The organism is Variovorax sp. GW823-FHT04F07, from assembly GCF_058795995.1.
Genome location: NZ_JBXAIG010000001.1, coordinates 1,015,477 through 1,030,777 on the forward strand (window position 1 = coordinate 1,015,477; position 15,301 = coordinate 1,030,777).

14 protein-coding genes are annotated in these 15,301 nt (G+C 68.6%); 4 read left to right on the forward strand and 10 right to left on the reverse strand.

Annotation, left to right across the window (positions count from 1 at the left end; translation table 11 throughout):
- Positions 1-23 precede the first annotated feature (23 nt).
- Together AC1RAA_RS04745 and AC1RAA_RS04750 are read right to left on the reverse strand one after the other, a co-directional pair.
- Positions 24-368 (reverse strand): hypothetical protein, encoded by a 345-nt coding sequence (locus AC1RAA_RS04745; protein WP_492726826.1) that lies wholly within the window; start codon positions 366-368, stop codon positions 24-26.
- A gap of 53 nt (positions 369-421) precedes the next feature.
- Positions 422-1,054 carry a response regulator gene (locus AC1RAA_RS04750; RefSeq protein ID WP_492726828.1) on the reverse strand — a complete coding sequence of 211 codons (633 nt, stop codon included), beginning with the start codon at positions 1,052-1,054 and terminating at the stop codon, positions 422-424.
- A 198-nt stretch (positions 1,055-1,252) separates the two neighbouring features.
- On the opposite strand from AC1RAA_RS04750, the gene AC1RAA_RS04755 reads away from it, so the two are divergent.
- The 3 genes from AC1RAA_RS04755 (at position 1,253) to AC1RAA_RS04765 (ending at position 3,705) form a co-directional block, all read left to right on the forward strand.
- Positions 1,253-1,495, forward strand: a complete 243-nt coding sequence (locus AC1RAA_RS04755) for a helix-turn-helix domain-containing protein (RefSeq protein ID WP_062471259.1) — start codon at positions 1,253-1,255, stop codon at positions 1,493-1,495.
- Positions 1,496-1,619: 124 nt separating this feature from the next.
- Positions 1,620-3,275 carry a phosphoglucomutase (alpha-D-glucose-1,6-bisphosphate-dependent) gene (gene pgm, locus AC1RAA_RS04760; RefSeq protein WP_492726830.1) on the forward strand — a complete coding sequence of 552 codons (1,656 nt, stop codon included), beginning with the start codon at positions 1,620-1,622 and terminating at the stop codon, positions 3,273-3,275.
- A 16-nt stretch (positions 3,276-3,291) separates the two neighbouring features.
- A complete protein-coding gene (locus AC1RAA_RS04765; RefSeq protein ID WP_492726837.1) occupies positions 3,292-3,705 on the forward strand; it encodes a PPC domain-containing DNA-binding protein in 414 nt (137 codons plus the stop codon).
- Here AC1RAA_RS04765 and AC1RAA_RS04770 read toward each other — a convergent pair.
- The 3 genes from AC1RAA_RS04770 to AC1RAA_RS04780 are packed head-to-tail and all read right to left on the reverse strand — an operon-like array spanning position 3,660 to position 6,756.
- Positions 3,660-4,718 (reverse strand): amino acid ABC transporter permease, encoded by a 1,059-nt coding sequence (locus AC1RAA_RS04770; RefSeq protein WP_070060692.1) that lies wholly within the window; start codon positions 4,716-4,718, stop codon positions 3,660-3,662. The two genes, AC1RAA_RS04765 and AC1RAA_RS04770, sit on opposite strands and share 46 nt — an antisense overlap.
- Positions 4,715-5,716 carry an amino acid ABC transporter permease gene (locus tag AC1RAA_RS04775; RefSeq protein ID WP_070060693.1) on the reverse strand — a complete coding sequence of 334 codons (1,002 nt, stop codon included), beginning with the start codon at positions 5,714-5,716 and terminating at the stop codon, positions 4,715-4,717. The genes AC1RAA_RS04770 and AC1RAA_RS04775 overlap by 4 nt, the downstream gene beginning before the upstream one ends.
- Positions 5,713-6,756, reverse strand: coding sequence for an amino acid ABC transporter substrate-binding protein (locus tag AC1RAA_RS04780; protein WP_492728329.1), 1,044 nt, complete (start codon positions 6,754-6,756; stop codon positions 5,713-5,715). Before AC1RAA_RS04780 ends, AC1RAA_RS04775 begins: the two co-directional genes overlap by 4 nt.
- Before the next feature lie 179 nt (positions 6,757-6,935).
- On the opposite strand from AC1RAA_RS04780, the gene AC1RAA_RS04785 reads away from it, so the two are divergent.
- On the forward strand, positions 6,936-7,325 hold the full coding sequence (locus AC1RAA_RS04785; RefSeq protein ID WP_062471245.1) for a DoxX family protein: 390 nt from the start codon (positions 6,936-6,938) through the stop codon (positions 7,323-7,325).
- 20 nt (positions 7,326-7,345) lie between these two features.
- Here AC1RAA_RS04785 and def read toward each other — a convergent pair whose 3' ends face one another.
- The 5 genes from def to smc all read right to left on the reverse strand — a co-directional run bounded on the left by def (position 7,346) and on the right by smc (position 15,218).
- Positions 7,346-7,885, reverse strand: coding sequence for a peptide deformylase (gene def, locus AC1RAA_RS04790; protein ID WP_070060694.1), 540 nt, complete (start codon positions 7,883-7,885; stop codon positions 7,346-7,348).
- Between the two features lie 32 nt (positions 7,886-7,917).
- Positions 7,918-8,340: a hypothetical protein gene (locus tag AC1RAA_RS04795; RefSeq protein ID WP_492726842.1), complete on the reverse strand. Its 423-nt coding sequence runs from the start codon at positions 8,338-8,340 to the stop codon at positions 7,918-7,920.
- 119 nt (positions 8,341-8,459) lie between these two features.
- On the reverse strand, positions 8,460-10,556 hold the full coding sequence (gene ligA / locus AC1RAA_RS04800) for an NAD-dependent DNA ligase LigA (RefSeq protein WP_447744237.1): 2,097 nt from the start codon (positions 10,554-10,556) through the stop codon (positions 8,460-8,462).
- A gap of 26 nt (positions 10,557-10,582) precedes the next feature.
- Positions 10,583-11,689: a cell division protein ZipA C-terminal FtsZ-binding domain-containing protein gene (locus AC1RAA_RS04805; protein ID WP_492726845.1), complete on the reverse strand. Its 1,107-nt coding sequence runs from the start codon at positions 11,687-11,689 to the stop codon at positions 10,583-10,585.
- A 13-nt stretch (positions 11,690-11,702) separates the two neighbouring features.
- Complete coding sequence (smc, locus tag AC1RAA_RS04810) at positions 11,703-15,218, reverse strand: chromosome segregation protein SMC (RefSeq protein ID WP_492726847.1); 3,516 nt, start codon at positions 15,216-15,218, stop codon at positions 11,703-11,705.
- Positions 15,219-15,301: the final 83 nt, after the last annotated feature.

The window sequence follows — 15,301 nt, forward strand, 5'->3', positions numbered from 1 at the left end:
GCCGCTGAATCGGCGTGTGCGGCTCAGCCGCAGTACGCGCCGAGGATGCGACCCGTGGGATCGACCTGCGCATTGAGGCGCGTCGCGTCCTGGGCCGGATCGGCCGGTGCCGTGGCCGGCACGGTGCGGGCGGTTTTCGCGCCGGCGCGCTGGCGCATTTCTTCGAGCAACGGACGCGTCGCCTGCATGCCCAAAGCAAAGCGCACTTCCGGGGCCTGGCAACTTTCGGGCGGCGGCGCGAAGCTCGGCGGCGCCGGCACTTCGGAGGTGAGCGGCCGGTCCTTGGGCGGGGCCTCGCAGCCCGCGAGCACCGTAGCCAGGGCCGCAGCCGTCAGAAGAAACCCGTGCCGGCCAAACATCATGCGCATCTTGTCTTGCTCCTTGAAACCAGCCTGAAGCTTAGCCGCCCGCGGAGGCCCGCTCATGACCCCTTGCGCTGCAGCGGCGACAACAGCCCCAGGCGGATGCCCATGATCACGGCCTCGGTGCGATTGTGCACACCCAGCGCCTGGAACAAGGTGCCGATGTACTCCTTCACCGTGTGCTCGGACAGGCCGAGCTCGCGCGCGATCGACTTGGTCGGCAGCCCGCGCGCCAGGCCGTGCAGCGTGTCGGTCTGGCGCGGGCTGAGCGTCGGCCTGGCGGTGCTCTTCGGCCCCACGTGCAGGATTTCCTGCGGCAGGTAGACCTCCCCCGCCAGCACGGTCTCGAGGGCCTGCTTGAGGAAGTCGGCCGGCATGGTCTTGGGCACGAAGCTCATGGCGCCCGCCTCCAGGCAGCCGCGGATGATGTCGACGTCGGTCGAGGCCGACACCACCACGACCGCGATGTCGTGCGCCATGGCCCTCAGACGCACCAGCGCGTCCAGGCCGTACTCACCCTTGAGCTCGAGGTCCAGCAAGCAGAGGTCCAGGTCGGGATGGCGCAGCGCCAGAGCGCAGGCTTCGTCGACCGTGGCGGCCTCGAAGATCTCGATACTGCAACCCGTGTTCTCCAGCAGCATGCGCAGACCGGCGCGAAACAATGCGTGATCGTCCAGCAACATCACTTTCATGGCACACCCCCTTCGGCCTTTCTGGCCGATATGCACCCTCATTCTGACGCTGGCGCCCACGGGTGCAGCCGCCGCGCGTCGGAACTAGATCACCCTCCATGCAAAAAACTACCAGCCCCTGCGAAGGAGGGGTTGGGTGCCTGGCGCGTTTCGAGGAAATTCAGAGCCGACCGCTGTTGTCGCCAAAGGGGGCCGACCATGAACGCCAGTTTTCAAGACCGCCTGATCTCGCTCGTCGCCGGATCGCAGCCCCAATGGAAATCCGAACTCGCCCGACAGTGCGGCGTCAGCGCCCCCACCGTGATCCGCTGGCTCACCGATCGCCACAGCTGCGCCGGCACCCTGCACCTGCATGCGATCGCCGCGTACTTCGAGGTGCCCGCCCGGTGGCTCGCCACGGGCGACGGCCCGGAGCGGGTCCGCACGCGGCGCTCACATTGAAAGGGTTGTAAGCGGACTTCTGTGAACGGGCGCGCAGGCGGCAAGCCGCCCCCGCCCATGGCGTATGCTGAAAGGGCGCGCACGGCACCGCCGGCACGCTCCTCTTTCATCACCCGCTTTCGACATGAGCACCACTTCCCATCCCCTCGCGGGCCAGCCGGCCCCGTCTGATCTGCTGGTGGACGTGCCGCGCCTCGTCTCGGCCTACTACACCGGTCGCCCCGACCCAGCCGTGCCCAGCCAACGCGTGGCCTTCGGCACCTCGGGACATCGCGGCTCTTCGTTCGACGACGCCTTCAACGAATGGCACGTGCTGGCGATCAGCCAGGCCATCTGCGACTACCGCAAGCAGCAAGGCATCGACGGCCCGCTGTTCCTGGGTATCGACACGCACGCGCTGTCCACGCCCGCCTTCGCCAGCGCGGTCGAGGTGCTGGCGGCCAACGGCGTCGAGCTGATGCTGTCGAAGGACGACGAGTACACGCCCACGCCGGCCGTGTCCCACGCCATCCTGGTCTACAACCGCGGACGCACGAGCGGCCTGGCCGACGGCATCGTGATCACGCCTTCGCACAACCCGCCCGAAAGCGGCGGCTTCAAGTACAACCCGCCCAACGGCGGCCCCGCGGGCACCGACATCACCTCCGCCGTCGAAGCCGCCGCCAACAAGATGCTGGCGAACAAGCTCGAAGGCGTGAAGCGCATGCCGCTGGCGCAGGCGCTGAAGGCGTCCACCACGCACCGCCACGACTACCTGAACACCTATGTCGAAGACCTGGCCCAGGTGCTCGACATGGACGCGATCCGCGGCGGCACCATCGACCTGGGCGTCGACCCGCTGGGCGGTGCCGGCGTGCACTACTGGCCCGCCATTGCCGCGCGCTACAAGCTCCAGCGCCTGAACGTGCTGAGCCAGGCGGTCGACCCGACCTTCCGCTTCATGTCGCTCGACTGGGACGGCCGCATCCGCATGGACCCGTCGTCGCCCGACGCGATGCACGGGCTGGTCGCGCTGAAAGACCGCTTCGGCATCGCCTTCGCCTGCGACACCGACCACGACCGCCACGGCGTGGTCACGCGCAGCGCGGGCCTGATGCAGCCGAACAACTACCTCGCGGTGATGGTCGACTACCTCTTCACGCACCGCCCGCACTGGCCGGCGCAGGCGGCCGTCGGCAAGACGGTGGTCAGCAGCCGCATGATCGATCGCGTGGCGGCGCGGCTGGGCCGCCCGCTGTACGAAGTGCCGGTGGGCTTCAAGTGGTTCGTCGACGGGCTGGTCGACGGCTCGCTGGGCTTCGGCGGCGAGGAAAGCGCGGGCGCCACCTTCCTGCGCCACGACGGCAGCGCCTGGACCACCGACAAGGACGGCATCGTGCCCGCCCTGCTCTCGGCCGAGATCGCCGCACGCACGGGCCGCGACCCCGGCGAGCGCTTCAACGAGCTGACGCAGGCGCTGGGGCGCCCCGTGTCCGACCGGGTGGACGCGCCCGCCACGCCCGAGCAGAAAAAACGCCTGTCGGCCCTGTCGCCGCAGCAGATCACCTCGACCACGCTGGCCGGCGAGAAGATCGAGAACGTGCTGAGCCACGCCCCGGGCAACGGCGCGGCCATCGGCGGCGTGAAGGTCGTCACCGAGAACGGCTGGTTCGCCGCACGGCCTTCGGGCACGGAGAACATCTACAAGATCTACGGCGAGAGCTTCCTCGGCGACGACCACCTCGCCCGCATCCTCGGCGAGGCGCAGCAGGTGGTCGACAAGGCGCTGTCGGCGAGCTGACGCGAGGCGCACGCGCATGGACACGCTGGTGCTGCGGCTGCAACCGGGCGACGACCTGCGCGCGGCGCTCGACGCCGTGCTGAAGCAAGCCGGCATCGGCGACGCGGCCTTCGTGGTCTCGGGCATCGGCAGCCTGCGCGGCGCGAGCATCCGTTTCGCGGGTGCTGAGTCGGCGACGCGGATCGAAGGCGACCTTGAAATCCTCACGCTCGCCGGCACGCTGTCGCCCGACGGCTCGCACCTGCATCTCAGCGTGTCGGACGGCACCGGCCACGTGTCGGGCGGCCATGCCGCGCCGGGCTGCGTGGTGCGCACCACGGCCGAGATCCTCGTCGCGGTGCTGCCCGAATGGCGCTTCTCGCGCGAGCCCGATGCGCAGACCGGCTACGCCGAGCTGGTGCCCAGGCGCCGCTCCAGCCAGACGCTGTAGCGCGACAGCCCGAAGCACAGCAGCCAGTAGACGGCGGCCACGAACAGGTAGCCCTCGAGGTAGAACGGCCGCCAGACCGGATCGCCACCCAGCGCCAGCCCGAGCGCGCCGGTCAGCTCGAACAGGCCGACCACGGTGACCAGCGAGGTGTCCTTCAGCGTGCCGACCACGCTGTTGGTCAACGCCGGCACCACGAGCCGCAGCGCCTGCGGCAGCACGATGTCGCGCTGCACCGGCCAGCGACCGAAGCCCAGCGCCATCGCCACCTCGGTCTGCCCGCGCGGCACGGCCTGCAGGCCGCCGCGGATGATCTCCGCCAGATACGCCGCGACGAACAGCGTGAGGCCCATCAGCACGCGCACCAGCACGTCGGGCTGCCAGCCCGCGGGCCACAACAGCGGCAGCAGGAACGAGGCCATGAACAGCACCGAGATCAGCGGCACGCCGCGCACCAGCTCGATGTAGCTCGCGCTCAGCGTGCGCACCACGGGCCATTCGGAACGCCGCCCCATCGCGAGCAGCAGCGCCAGCGGAAAGGCCAGCGCCAGCCCCACCACCGCCAGCCCGATGGTGAGCGGCAGGCCGCCCCAGCGGCTGGTCGGCACCGGGCTCAGCCCCGCCACGCCGCCGTGCATCAACCCGACGAACAGCAGCAAGGCCACGCCCCACAACGGCGCCAGCCACCAGCGCCAGCTGCGCGGCCAGGCGCTGAGCACCGTCACCGCGGACAGCACAACGACGGCAACAGCCGGGCGCCATTGCTCTTCGTACGGGAAGCGCCCGAAGAGCATGGGCCGCCACTTCTCGGCCACCACGCCCCAGCAGGCGCCATGCTGCACCGCGCGGCACGCGTCGGCGTCGGGGCGGAACACGGCGTGCACCACACCCCACTCGAACGCGTGGAAGCCGGCCCAGGCCAGCAGGCCCAGCAGCAGCACCGTGGCCAGTGCGCGCAGCGGCGAACCCCACAGCTCGCTGCGCCACGCGATGGGGCCTTGCGCGACGTTTCTCATCGCCAGCCTCGCAGCGCAACGCGCGCGTTGTAGCGGTTCATGCCGAAGGAGATCACGAGCGACAACAGCAGGTACACCGCCATGATGATCGCGATGCACTCGAAGGCGCGGCCGTTGGAGCCGATGGTCGTGTTGGCCACCGACACCAGTTCCGGATAGCCCACGGCCACGGCGAGCGACGAGTTCTTGGTGAGGCTCAGCAGCTGGTTGGTGAGCGAGGGCACGATCACCCGCAGCGCCTGCGGCAGGATCACGATGCGCAACTGCTGCACCGACGACAGGCCCAGCGCCTGCCCCGCCAGCACCTGCCCCTGCGAGACCGAGAGGATGCCGGCGCGCACGATCTCGGCGACGAAGGCCGCCGAGTACAGCGACAGCCCGGCGACGATGGTCACGTACTCCGGGCTCAGCGCGGCGCCACCGCTCACGCCGAAGTCACCGCGCTCGGGCCATTCGAAATGCGTGGGCCACCCACCGCCCTCGCCCGCCACGGGCCAGGGCACGCTGAGCCCGCCCTTGCTGAGCCACACGCCCGGCAGCAAGTGCACGGGCTCGGTCGGATCGGGCAGCAGGTTGGCCATCGCGAACGCCAGCATCAGCAGCTGCACCAGCAGCGGCACGTTGCGCAGCAGTTCCACGTACGCGGTGCAGATGCCGCGCAGCAGCACGTGCGGCGCGAGCCGGCCGATGCCGATCAGCGTGCCGAGCACGACCGCGAAGATGGCCGCCGGCACGGCCGCGCGCACGGTGTTGATCAGGCCCGCGAGGAACGCGCGCCATGACGGCTGGCTGGCGTCGAAGTCGAGCCAGCCCTCGCTGATCGAAAAGCCCGCGGGCTCGGTGAGAAAGTCGAAGCCCGAACGCACGCCGCGTGCGCGCAGCACCTCAAGCGCATGGTTCACCACCCAGAAGGCGCCGGCCACGACGGCCAGCACCAACAGGGCCTGAACGAGCCAGGCCAGCCAGGCGCCGCGGCGCGAGGCGCCCTCCTGCCTCATCGCACCGGTGGTGCGTAGATCAGGCCGCCCTTGCTCCAGAGGTTGTTGGAGCCGCGCGGCAGCTTGAGCACCGACTTCGGTCCGACGTTGCGCTCGAACATCTCGCCGTAGTTGCCCACGGCCTTGATGGCGCGGTACGACCAGTCTTTGTCCAGGCCCAACAGCTTGCCGAGGTCTTCACCCGCGCCGAGCAAGCGCTGCTGCGCCGGGTCCTTGCTGCCGGCCTTGAGTTGGTCGGCATTGGCCTGCGTGACGCCGAACTCCTCCGCCTCGATGAGCGCGTTGGGCACCCACTTGGCGATGGCGAACCACTCGTCGTCGCCGCGGCGCACCAGCGGCGCCAGAGGCTCCTTGGAGATCAGCTCGGGCAGGATGAGGTAGTCGTCAGGGTTGGTCGCTTCCTTGTTGCGTAGGCCGGCCAGCGCCGAGGCGTCGGTGGTGAAGGCTTGGCAGCGGCCCGAGAAGAAGGCCTTGAACGAAGCTTCGAAGCTCTCGAACACAACAGTCTTCACCGGGATGTTCTGCGCGCGGAAGTAGTCCGACACGTTCTTCTCGTTGGTGGTGCCCGACTGCGTGCAGATGGTGGCGTTCTTCAGCTGCTTGGCGCTCGTCACCTTGAGCTTCTTGGGCACCAGGAAGCCCTGGCCGTCGTAGTAGGTGATGGTGGTGAAGTTGAAGCCCAGCGAGGCGTCGCGCGTGAGCGTCCAGGTGGTGTTGCGCGCGAGGATGTCGATCTCGCCGGCCTGCAGGGCCGAGAAACGCTGCTGCGAGTTCAGCGGCACGAAGTCGACCTTCTTGGGATCGCCCAGCACGGCCGCGGCGATGGCGCGGCAGGTGTCGACGTCCAGGCCCGACCAGTTGCCCTGCGTGTCGGGGGCCGAGAAACCGGCCACGCCGTTGGTCACGCCGCACTTGACGCTGCCGCGCTGCTTGACCGCGTCGAGCGTCTTGCCGGCGAAGGCCGGGGCCGCGGTGGCCAGCGCAAGAACGGAGGCAGCGGCGAGCAGTGCCGGGCGGAATCGGGTGCTTGTCTTCTTCATCATCATTGGTGTGTGCTCCTCAACAGTAGGCAAAAGGCAGTGTACGGGGCGATGCAGGCCGCCGACAAAGAACCCTGCGTTGGATACATATGTCGAACGGCTTCCCGGCGGCAGGCCGGTCTGCCTCGCAGTTTCACTACCATACGGCCCTTTCATCACTCCCGAACAGGAATCACACCATGGTCAAGTCCGACGACACCGGCAAGCTCATCCTGCGCGTTGCGCTGGGCATCCTCATCCTGCTGCATGGCATTGCCAAAGTCGGCAAGGGCGTCGACGGCATCGGCGGCATGCTCGCGTCGCACGGCGTGCCCGCGGTGCTGGCCTACCTGGTCTACGTGGGCGAGATCCTGGCCCCGGTGCTGCTGATCGTCGGCCTGTTCACGCGGCCCGCGGCGCTGGTCGTGGCCATCAACATGGTGGTGGCAATCTGGCTGGCCCACCGCAAGGACCTCGGCGCGCTGAACGGGCAAGGCGGTTGGGCGCTGGAACTGCAGGGCATGTTCCTGTTCGCGGCGATCTCGCTCGCGCTCACGGGTGGCGGGCGCTTCGGGCTCAACAACAAGTAAGCGAAGAGGCGACTGGCGAATCAGTCGTCGTCGGCCGCATCGAGGCCCGGGAACAGGACCTCGGTGTAGCCGAAGCGCGAGAAATCGCGCACCCGCATCGGGTACAGCTTGCCGAACAGGTGATCGACTTCGTGCTGCACCACGCGCGCATGGAAGCCGTCGGCGGTGCGGTCAATCGGGTCGCCGTACAGGTCGAAGCCCGTGTAGCGGATGTGGGCGAAGCGCGGCACCACGCCGCGCAGGCCGGGCACCGACAGGCAGCCTTCCCAGCCCTCTTCCTCTTCATCGCCCAGCGGCGTGATGACGGGGTTGAGCAGCACGGTGCGTGGCACTGGCGGTGCGTCGGGGTAGCGTGGATTGACGGTGTCGGTGCCGAAGATCACCAGCTGCAGGTCGACGCCGATCTGCGGCGCCGCGAGGCCGGCGCCATTGACCGCCTGCATGGTCTCGAACATGTCGCGCACCAGCAGGTGCAGTTCGTCGGTGTCGAAAGCGGCGACCGGCTGCGCGGTGCGCAGCAGCCGGGGGTCGCCCATCTTGAGGATTTCGCGGAAGGCCATCGCGCGATTATCGCGAGAGCCTCAGGCCACGATCACGGGATACCCCCCGGATTGTTCTTCGAGTCCGGCGACGTCCACAGCCGCGCAGGGCCGCGGGGCACCTGCTGGGGCTGCGCAGGCGTGATACCTGCGCCGGGCGGCACCACGGCAACGGGCGGGCGGCCACCGCCCCAACCCGGGCGGGTCGTCGGGTACGAGGGTCGCACGCCGGGGTACGGGTAAGCCGGCCGACGGCCGTCGTAATAAGGACGGCGGTCGTAGTACGGACGCCGCTCGTAGTAGCCGCCACCCTGGATGTAGACCGGCGCCGGCACCACCACGGGACCCGGGTCGGAGTAGTACGGTTCGGAATAGCCGCCGGAGTAGTACGGATCGCCAGGAACGGCCACGCAGCCGCTCAGCAGCGCGATGCCGCCGAGTGCGAGGCTGGTAGCGAGAACACGAATTTTTTGCATGAGGGACTCCTTGTCGGCCTTCTGTGATCGTTCAACGCCCGCTTGTAGACCCTGTTGACTGCGCTGGTGTGAAGTCGCGTAACGGCCGGTAAAGGCCTGGATCCCGGGCGCCGGGCGACTCAGGCGTCGGGTGCCGGCGGAACACCGCTGGCGAGGATCTCCAGCATACGCGCCTCGTCAATCACCGTGACGCCGAGGTCGCGCGCCTTGTCCAGCTTGCTGCCGGCCTCTTCCCCGGCCACGAGGTAGTGGGTCTTCTTGCTGACGGAGCCGGCCACCTTGGCGCCGGCTGCCTCCAATTTATCCTTCGCTTCGTCGCGGCCCAGCGTAGGAAGGGTGCCGGTGATCACGAAGGTCAGTCCCGCCAAAGGCTTGGGCGCGCGGGCCTCGGGCTCGAACTCTTCCCAGGTCAGGCCACAGGCGCGCAGCTGCTCGACCACCTCGCGGTTGTGCGGCTGGTCGAAGAAGGTGCGCAGGCTCTGCGCCACCACCGGGCCGACGTCGTTGACCTCGAGCAGCTGCTCCTCGGTCGCCTCCATGATGGCGTCGAGCTTGCCGAAATGCTTGGAGAGGTCCTTCGCCGTGCTCTCGCCGACATGGCGGATGCCCAGGCCGAACAAAAAGCGCGGCAGCGTGGTCTTCTTCGAGGCTTCTAGCGCATCGACAAGGTTCTTCGCCGACTTCTCCGCCATGCGGTCCAGGCCCGCCAGCGTGACGAAACCGAGCTTGTAGAGGTCGGGCAAGGTGCGGATCAGGTTGGCATCGACCAGCTGTTCGACCAGCTTGTCGCCCAGCCCGTCGACGTCGACCGCGCGACGTGCCGCGAAATGCAGGATGGCCTCCTTGCGCTGCGCCGCGCAGAACAGGCCGCCGGTGCAGCGGTAGTCGACCTCGCCCTCCTCCCGCACCGCCTCGGAATCGCACACGGGGCACTTGTGCGGCATGGTGAAGACCGCGCCGCGCTGGTCGTCCGGCTTGGCCAGGCTGTCGGGCGCCACGCCCACCACTTCGGGAATCACGTCGCCGGCGCGCCGCACGATCACCGTATCGCCCACGCGCACATCCTTGCGGCGGGCTTCGTCTTCGTTGTGCAACGTGGCGTTGGTCACGGTCACGCCGCCGACGAACACCGGCGCCAGCTTGGCGACCGGCGTGAGCTTGCCGGTGCGGCCCACCTGGATCTCGATGCCGACCACCTCGGTCAGCTGCTCCTGCGCCGGGTACTTGTGGGCCACGGCCCAGCGCGGTTCGCGCGAGACAAAGCCCAGCTGGCGCTGCAGCTCCAGGCTGTCGACCTTGTAGACCACGCCGTCGATGTCGTACGGCAGCGCATCGCGCTGGCGGCCGATGGTTTCGTGGAACGCTATCAGTTCAATAGCACCGGTCGCCCGCGCGGTCTGCGTGGCCACCGGAAAGCCCCAGGCGTGGAACTGCTGCAGCCAGTCGAACTGGGTCGCGATGTCGGGGCCGCCGTCGGTCGCGGGCGAAACCTCGCCCAGGCCGTAGGCAAAGAAGCTCAGCGGGCGCTCTGCCGCGATCGCCGGGTCGTGCTGGCGCACCGCGCCGGCCGCCGCGTTGCGCGGGTTGACGAACACCTTCTCGTTCTTCTGCCCGGCGGCGATCTTCTGGCGCTGGCGCTCGTTAAGAGCGTCGAAATCGGCACGCTTCATGTAGACCTCGCCACGCACCTCGACCACGGGCGGGGCCGCGCCCTTGAGCTTGAGCGGAATCTCGCGCACGGTGCGGATGTTCTGCGTGACGTCTTCGCCCACCTCGCCGTCGCCGCGCGTGGCGGCCTGCACCAGCACGCCGTGTTCGTAGCGCAGGCTCATGGCCAGCCCGTCGAACTTGAGTTCGCAGACGTAGCTGATCTGCGGCGCGTCTTCGGCCAGGCCCAACTCGCGGCGCACGCGTGCGTCGAAGGCGCTGGCGCCGGCGGGCGTGATGTCGGTCTCGGTGCGGATCGACAGCATCGGCACCCGGTGGCGCACCTTGGCCAGGCTGTCGAGCACCGTGCCGCCCACGCGCTGCGTCGGCGAATCGGGCGTGCGCAGTTCGGGAAACTCGGTCTCCAGCACCTGCAGGCGCTGGAACATCTTGTCGTACTCGGCGTCGGGCAGCTCGGGGGCGTCGAGCACGTAGTAGAGATGGGCGTGGCGATGCAGCTGCTCGCTCAGTGCGGCGGCTTCGCGTGCCGCTTCGTCGCGCGTTGTCATGGGGGGTCCCTCGGGAAAAAGACGGATCAGCTGAAGAGGCGACGCGCCAGCGGCGAACCCGCGGCGAGATCGCGTGCGTCGAGCGTGTCGTACAGCTGCTCGAGGTCGGTGCCGATCACGTCCATGGTTTCGTCGCGCAGCAACTGGCCGTCGCTGTCGGTCACCACGCCGTCCATCTCGCGGGCGAGCGTGGCAGCAGCTTCACGCATGCGGCGGAACGGCTCTTCGCCACGATCGACCTGCGGCACATCGAGGCTCAGGCTGAGCTCGCGAATGGCCGATTGCGCCGGATCGTCGGCCAGCGCGGCCTGGGTGTCGAACGAGAGCCCGAGGATCGGCGGCAGGCCGGCCTCGCTGGTCGGCAGCACCATGCGGCCCGGGATAATCCCAGCGACAAAGCCCAGCCGCGCAGCGTTCTGCTGCACGTAGCCCGGGCTCCAGGCCGCATGCAGCGCACGCAGCACAAAGCCCAGCTGCGCGTCGTGCGCGCTGGCGAACTGGTCGAGCTCGCGGGCACGCGCCACTTCGTCGAGCATTTCAGGAAATTCGGGCGCACCGTTCACCGCGTCGGCAAACGCCTGCGCCTTGACCACGAACTCGGAGTACTCGATCTCGTTGAGCGCCCCGGTGCGGTTGGCCAACTGCACGCCGACCTGGAACGCGCGGTAGCGCTGCCCGGGCGCCGGCGGCTCCCACTGGCTGGTGAGGTCGTTCAGGCCTTCAATGGCCACCGGCTTGCTGCCGGCGCGGCGCGTCGACGGCATGGACGCGAGCGCGGCATCGCCCGAGGCCAGGCCTTCGAGCGAAATGGGCGCGATCACGTCGATCAGCGGATCAAGCCCGCCACGGCGCTCGCCGGTGGGCACGGGCATGCCGCTGGGCGCGGGCAGGTCGGGATCGAACAGCGGCTCGTGGCGGTCGCTGCCGGCCACCTGGCTCGGGTCGGCATGGAGCATCGGCTCCACGCCGCCGTCGCTGCCGCCGGCCAGCGCGCGCTCGGCTTCGGCCAGGGCGACGTCGACCGCATCGGGCTGGCGCGGCGCGTTGCGGCGCGACATCAGAGTGTTGTAGGCCACGACGGCCGCGAGAACGAGGCCGCCGAGGATCGCCAGGGCGAGGGTGAGATTGCTCATGCGCGCGCCTGCCTTATGCCGCTTCGACCATCGAGACCGCCGACTCCATGTCGACCGCAACGATGCGCGACACGCCCTGCTCCTGCATGGTCACGCCGATCAGCTGTTCGGCCATTTCCATGGCGATCTTGTTGTGGCTGATGAAAAGGAACTGGGTTTCACGGCTCATGGCGGAGACGAGTTTGGCATAGCGTTCGGTGTTGGCGTCGTCCAGCGGCGCGTCCACTTCGTCCAGCAGGCAGAAAGGCGCCGGGTTCAGCTGGAAGATGGCGAACACGAGCGCAATGGCCGTGAGCGCCTTCTCGCCGCCCGAGAGCAGGTGGATGGTCTGGTTCTTCTTGCCGGGCGGCTGGGCCATGACCTGCACGCCGGAATCGAGGATTTCGTCGCCCGTCATCATCAGCTTGGCGTTGCCGCCGCCGAACAACTCCGGGAACATGCGGCTGAAGTGCTCGTTGACGATCTTGAAGGTGCCGCCGAGCAGGTCACGCGTTTCGGCGTCGATCTTGCGAATGGCGTCTTCGAGCGTGCCGATGGCTTCGTTCAGGTCGGCCGACTGGGCGTCGAGGAAGATCTTGCGCTCGCTCGCAATCGCGAGTTCGTCGAGCGCGGCGAGGTTGACGGCGCCGAGCGCGACCACCTCGCGGTTCAGGCGGTCGATTTCGCTTTGCAGGCCGGTCAGGCGCACCTTCTCGGTCTCGATCGATTGCGCGACCGCCTCGAGGTCGGCGCCGGCGTCGTCCAGCAGCTGTTGGTACTGCTCGACGCCCAGGCGCGCGGCCTGCTCCTTGAGCTGGAACTCGGTGATGCGCTGGCGCAGCGGATCGAGTTCGCGCTCCAGCTGCAGCCGGCGCTCGTCGCTGGCGCGCAGTTTGAGCGTGAGGTCGTCGTACTGGCTGCGGGCCGCGCCCAAGGCGGTCTCGCGCTCCAGCTTGAGCGACAGCGCGTCCTGCAGGCCGGCTTGCGCGGCGGCATCCGACAGGCGGCTGAGTTCGGCGCGGGCGCGCTCGTCTTCGTCGGTCAGCGAGACGGTCTGCTGCGAGGCGGTTTCGATGCTGCGGTTCAGTTCGCCGCGGCGCGCTTCGAGCGTGCGCTGCGAGAAGGTGGCTTCCTGCGCCTGTCGCTCGAGGCTGCGGTGCTGTTCGCGGCTGGCCGTGAGCGCGCGGCCGGCTTCGATCACACGCTCGTCGAGCTGCGCATGGCGCTCCTGGCTGTCGGCCAGCTGCATGTCGAGTTCTTCGAAGCGACCTTCGGCGGCGATGCGCTTTTCCTGCAGTTCTTCGAGCTGGGCATCGACCTCACCGAGGTCGGCGGCCAGTTGCTGGCTGCGCGCGCGGGTCTGTTCGGCGAGCTGCGTCATGCGCAGCGTTTCGACCTGCAGTTCATGGGCGCGCGACTGCGTTTCGGCGGCTTCGCGGCGCGCCGTGACGAGGCGCTGCGCGGCATCGCCGTAGGCCGCTTCGGCGCGGACCAGCGCGGTGCGCGCCTCTTCGTTGATGAGCGTCTGGGCCTTGAGCTGGCGCTCGAGGTTTTCCATTTCCTGCTGGCGGGCCAGGAGGCCGGCCTGCTCGGAATCGGGCGCGTAGAAGTTCACGCTGTGCGACGACACGGCGTGGCCGCTGCGCACGTAGATCACTTCGCCGGGCTGCAGCGTGGCGCGCTGGGCCAGCGCCTCTTCGAAACTCTCGGCCGTGTAGCAGCCGTGCAGCCAGTCGTTCAGTAGCGCCTGCTGGCCGGCGTCGTTCAGGCGCAGCAGGCTCGACAGCTTGGGCAGCGCACCCGCGCCCTGCGGCACGCCAGCGGCGGGCGGGCTGTAGAAGGCCAGCTTGGCAGGCGGCGCGTCGTTGCCGAAGGCACGCACCATGTCGAGCCGGCTGACTTCGAGCGCGCCCAGGCGCTCGCGCAGTGCGGATTCGAGCGCGTTCTCCCAACCCTGTTCGATGTGGATGCGGCTCCACAGGCCCTGCAGGCCGTCGAGGCCATGCTTGGCGAGCCAGGGGGCGAGCTTGCCGTCGGTCTTGACCTTCTCCTGCAGCGCACGCAGCGCTTCGAGGCGGGCCGAGAACTCGGCATGTCGGGCGCCCTCGGTGTTGACGGCCTGCTGCTTGGCACGGCGGTCTTCGTCGAGTTGCGGCACGGCCTCCTGCAGTTCCTGCAGGCGGGCGTCGGATTCGCTGGCGGTTTCCTGCGCCGCGGCCAGCTGCTCCTGCATTTCGGTCAGCCGGTCCTCGTCGGGCGCGGCCAGCGCGTTCTGGTCGGCGCGCAGGCGTTCGCTGCGCAGCGTGAGCTGGCGGCTCTGGTCTTCGATGTTGCGCTGGTCGGCGGCCAGCACCTGGATCTGCTGCTGCACCTGCGACACCGTCGCGCGCTGGGTGTTGGCTTCGTTCTGCGCACGCTGCACGGCCTCTTCGAGGTCAGGCAGGCGCGCGTCGTGCTCTTCGAGCTGCGCGGCCAGCAGGATGGCCTGCTCTTCGGCATCCACGCCGGCACCGGCCAGCGTCTCGATCTCGGCCTCGGCCTCTTCGCGGCGACGGCCCCATTGGCCCATCTGTTCGCGCAGTTGCACCAGGCGTTGCTCGACGCGCTGGCGGCCTTCGACCACGAAGCGGATCTCGCCTTCGAGCCGGCCGACTTCGGCGCTGGCTTCGTACAGCTTGCCTTGCGCCTGGTTCACCAGGTCGCCTGCGCCGTAGTGGGCCTGGCGCACGGTTTCGAGTTCGGACTCGATACGGCGCAGGTCGGCGGTGCGCGATTCGAGGTCGTTGATGGCCTTTTCGGAATCGGCCTTGATCTTGGCCTGGTCGGCATCGCTTTCGCCGCGCTTGAGGAACCACAGCTGGTGCTGCTTCTTCGTGGCGTCGCCCTGCAGCGCGTTGTAGCGCGCCGCCACCTCGGCCTGCTTCTCGAGCTTTTCGAGGTTGGCGTTGAGTTCGCGCAGGATGTCTTCGACGCGCGTGAGGTTCTCGCGCGTGTCGCCCAGGCGGTTCTCGGTTTCGCGGCGGCGCTCCTTGTACTTGGAGACACCGGCGGCTTCTTCGAGGAACAGGCGCAGTTCTTCGGGCTTGGATTCGATGATCCGGCTGATCGTGCCCTGGCCGATGATGGCGTAGGCGCGCGGGCCGAGGCCGGTGCCCAGGAACACGTCCTGCACGTCGCGGCGACGCACCGGCTGGTTGTTGATGTAGTAGCTGCTGGTGCCGTCGCGCGTGAGCACGCGGCGCACGGCGATTTCGGTGAACTGGTTCCACTGGCCGCCGGCGCGGTGGTCGGCGTTGTCGAACACCAGTTCGACGCTCGAGCGGCTGGCCTGCTTGCGGGTGGTCGTGCCGTTGAAGATCACGTCCTGCATCGACTCGCCGCGCAGTTCCGACGCACGCGACTCGCCGAGCACCCAGCGCACGGCATCCATGATGTTCGACTTGCCGCAGCCGTTCGGACCCACCACCCCGACCAGTTGGCCCGGCAGCAGGAAGTTGGTGGGTTCGGCGAACGACTTGAAGCCCGAGAGCTTGATGGAGTTAAGACGCACGACTTGTCGCCCTGCCTTGGCGTAGCGCCAAGGTATTGATTTGTAAGGAAAATTGCACGGGCCCGCAGCTTGAAGCGGGCCGC

Excerpts from the sequence above, each read along its gene's own strand:
- pgm (WP_492726830.1), top strand. The coding sequence starts at position 1,620 with ATGAGCACCACTTCCCATCCCCTCGCGGGCCAGCCGGCCCCGTCTGAT.
- AC1RAA_RS04780 (WP_492728329.1), bottom strand. The coding sequence starts at position 6,756 with ATGAAGAAGACAAGCACCCGATTCCGCCCGGCACTGCTCGCCGCTGCC.
- def (WP_070060694.1), bottom strand. The coding sequence starts at position 7,885 with ATGGCCTTCCGCGAAATCCTCAAGATGGGCGACCCCCGGCTGCTGCGC.
- AC1RAA_RS04745 (WP_492726826.1), bottom strand. The coding sequence starts at position 368 with ATGCGCATGATGTTTGGCCGGCACGGGTTTCTTCTGACGGCTGCGGCC.
- ligA (WP_447744237.1), bottom strand. The coding sequence starts at position 10,556 with ATGACAACGCGCGACGAAGCGGCACGCGAAGCCGCCGCACTGAGCGAG.
- AC1RAA_RS04765 (WP_492726837.1), top strand. The coding sequence starts at position 3,292 with ATGGACACGCTGGTGCTGCGGCTGCAACCGGGCGACGACCTGCGCGCG.
- AC1RAA_RS04750 (WP_492726828.1), bottom strand. The coding sequence starts at position 1,054 with ATGAAAGTGATGTTGCTGGACGATCACGCATTGTTTCGCGCCGGTCTG.
- AC1RAA_RS04770 (WP_070060692.1), bottom strand. The coding sequence starts at position 4,718 with ATGAGAAACGTCGCGCAAGGCCCCATCGCGTGGCGCAGCGAGCTGTGG.
- AC1RAA_RS04755 (WP_062471259.1), top strand. The coding sequence starts at position 1,253 with ATGAACGCCAGTTTTCAAGACCGCCTGATCTCGCTCGTCGCCGGATCG.
- AC1RAA_RS04805 (WP_492726845.1), bottom strand. The coding sequence starts at position 11,689 with ATGAGCAATCTCACCCTCGCCCTGGCGATCCTCGGCGGCCTCGTTCTC.
- AC1RAA_RS04785 (WP_062471245.1), top strand. The coding sequence starts at position 6,936 with ATGGTCAAGTCCGACGACACCGGCAAGCTCATCCTGCGCGTTGCGCTG.
- AC1RAA_RS04795 (WP_492726842.1), bottom strand. The coding sequence starts at position 8,340 with ATGCAAAAAATTCGTGTTCTCGCTACCAGCCTCGCACTCGGCGGCATC.
- AC1RAA_RS04775 (WP_070060693.1), bottom strand. The coding sequence starts at position 5,716 with ATGAGGCAGGAGGGCGCCTCGCGCCGCGGCGCCTGGCTGGCCTGGCTC.